Origin of the sequence: Paenibacillus alvei DSM 29 (assembly GCF_000293805.1) — a bacterium.
Classification (GTDB): domain Bacteria; phylum Bacillota; class Bacilli; order Paenibacillales; family Paenibacillaceae; genus Paenibacillus_B; species Paenibacillus_B alvei.
Window position 1 is genome coordinate 1 of record NZ_AMBZ01000002.1, and the last position, 2,500, is coordinate 2,500.

The window sequence follows — 2,500 nt, forward strand, 5'->3', positions numbered from 1 at the left end:
AGGACTCGAACCTGTGACAACTCGATTAACAGTCGAGTGCTCTACCAACTGAGCTATCAGGGAATATTACCGGACTCTCACAGGACATGCCTGCATGTAGTCCTTACAAAGGACAGCTTGGCGGCGTCCTACTCTCCCGGGACCCTGCGGTCCAAGTACCATCGGCGCTGGAGGGCTTAACGGTCGTGTTCGGGATGGGTACGCGTGGAACCCCTCCGCCATCGCCACCAAACAGCATTGGCTTAATGCCAATATGAAGTTCAAGGTCATACCTTGAAAACTGAATGCGAAAGTTCGTGTTTTGAATCAAATAGGATAAGCCCTCGACCGATTAGTATTGGTCAGCTCCACACATTGCTGTGCTTCCACCTCCAACCTATCTACCTCGTCGTCTTCAAGGGGTCTTACTAATTGGGAAATCTCATCTTGAGGGGGGCTTCACGCTTAGATGCTTTCAGCGCTTATCCCTTCCGCACATAGCTACCCAGCTATGCTCCTGGCGGAACAACTGGTACACCAGCGGTGCGTCCATCCCGGTCCTCTCGTACTAAGGACAGCTCCTCTCAAATTTCCTACGCCCGCGACAGATAGGGACCGAACTGTCTCACGACGTTCTGAACCCAGCTCGCGTACCGCTTTAATGGGCGAACAGCCCAACCCTTGGGACCTACTTCAGCCCCAGGATGCGATGAGCCGACATCGAGGTGCCAAACCTCCCCGTCGATGTGGACTCTTGGGGGAGATAAGCCTGTTATCCCCAGGGTAGCTTTTATCCGTTGAGCGATGGCCCTTCCATGCGGAACCACCGGATCACTAAGCCCGACTTTCGTCCCTGCTCGACTTGTAGGTCTCGCAGTCAAGCTCCCTTATGCCTTTGCACTCTTCGAATGATTTCCAACCATTCTGAGGGAACCTTGGGGCGCCTCCGTTACTCTTTAGGAGGCGACCGCCCCAGTCAAACTACCCACCTGACACTGTCCCCGAACCGGATCACGGTCCTAGGTTAGAACTCCGATACGAACAGGGTGGTATCCCAACGGCGCCTCCACCTAAGCTGGCGCTCAGGCTTCTCAGGCTCCCACCTATCCTGTACAGTCCGTACCAAAGTCCAATATCAAGCTGTAGTAAAGCTCCATGGGGTCTTTCCGTCTTGTCGCGGGTAACCTGCATCTTCACAGGTATTAAAATTTCACCGGATCTCTCGTTGAGACAGCGCCCAAGTCGTTACGCCATTCGTGCGGGTCAGAATTTACCTGACAAGGAATTTCGCTACCTTAGGACCGTTATAGTTACGGCCGCCGTTTACTGGGGCTTCGGTTCATAGCTTCGCCTTGCGGCTAACCACTCCCCTTAACCTTCCAGCACCGGGCAGGCGTCAGCCCGTATACTTCGCCTTGCGGCTTCGCACAGACCTGTGTTTTTGCTAAACAGTCGCTTGGGCCTTTTCACTGCGGCCCCCTCGGGCTATTCACCCTACCGAGGCACCCCTTCTCCCGAAGTTACGGGGTCATTTTGCCGAGTTCCTTAACGAGAGTTCTTCCGCGCGCCTTAGAATTCTCTTCTCACCTACCTGTGTCGGTTTGCGGTACGGGCACCTTCACCTGGCTAGAGGCTTTTCTTGGCAGCATGAAATCAAGACCTTCGGTACTATAATTTTCCCTCCCCATCACAGCCTAGCCTTACGATGTGCGGATTTGCCTACACATCAGCCTCACTGCTTGGACGAGCATCCATCAGCTCGCGTCCCTATCCTTCTGCGTCCCCCCATTGCTCATAACGGTTACGGTGGTACAGGAATTTCAACCTGTTGTCCTTCGACTACGCCTTTCGGCCTCGCCTTAGGTCCCGACTTACCCTGAGTGGACGAGCCTTCCTCAGGAACCCTTAGGTTTTCGGCGGACATGATTCTCACATGTCTTTTCGTTACTCATACCGGCATTCTCACTTGTGTACAGTCCAGCAGTCCTCTCGGTCTACCTTCAACCCGGTACACAACGCTCCCCTACCACTGATACATAAGTATCAATCCATAGCTTCGGCAGTATGTTTAGCCCCGTTACATTTTCGGCGCAGAGTCACTCGACCAGTGAGCTATTACGCACTCTTTAAATGATGGCTGCTTCTAAGCCAACATCCTGGTTGTCTGGGCAACTCCACATCCTTTCCCACTTAACATACATTTAGGGGCCTTAGCTGATGGTCTGGGCTGTTTCCCTCTTGACAATGGACCTTAGCACCCACTGTCTGACTCCCGGATATAAGTCGATGGCATTCGGAGTTTGACTGAACTTGGTAACCCTTGGCGGGCCCCGCATCCAATCAGTGCTCTACCTCCATGACTCTTTACTCCGAGGCTAGCCCTAAAGCTATTTCGGGGAGAACCAGCTATCTCCGAGTTCGATTGGAATTTCTCCGCTACCCCCACCTCATCCCCGCACTTTTCAACGTGCGTGGGTTCGGGCCTCCAGTGCGTGTTACCGCACCTTCACCCTGGACAGGG

General features: G+C 53.6%; 2 rRNA genes (1 of these 2 cut by a window edge). Both read right to left on the bottom strand.

What is annotated here, in order from left to right:
• Positions 1 to 115: 115 nt before the first annotated feature.
• Positions 116 to 232: ribosomal RNA gene (gene rrf, locus PAV_RS06460) — 5S ribosomal RNA — on the bottom strand.
• A 79-nt stretch (positions 233 to 311) separates the two neighbouring features.
• A 23S ribosomal RNA gene (locus PAV_RS06465) occupies positions 312 to 2,500 on the bottom strand (it continues 738 nt past the right edge of the window).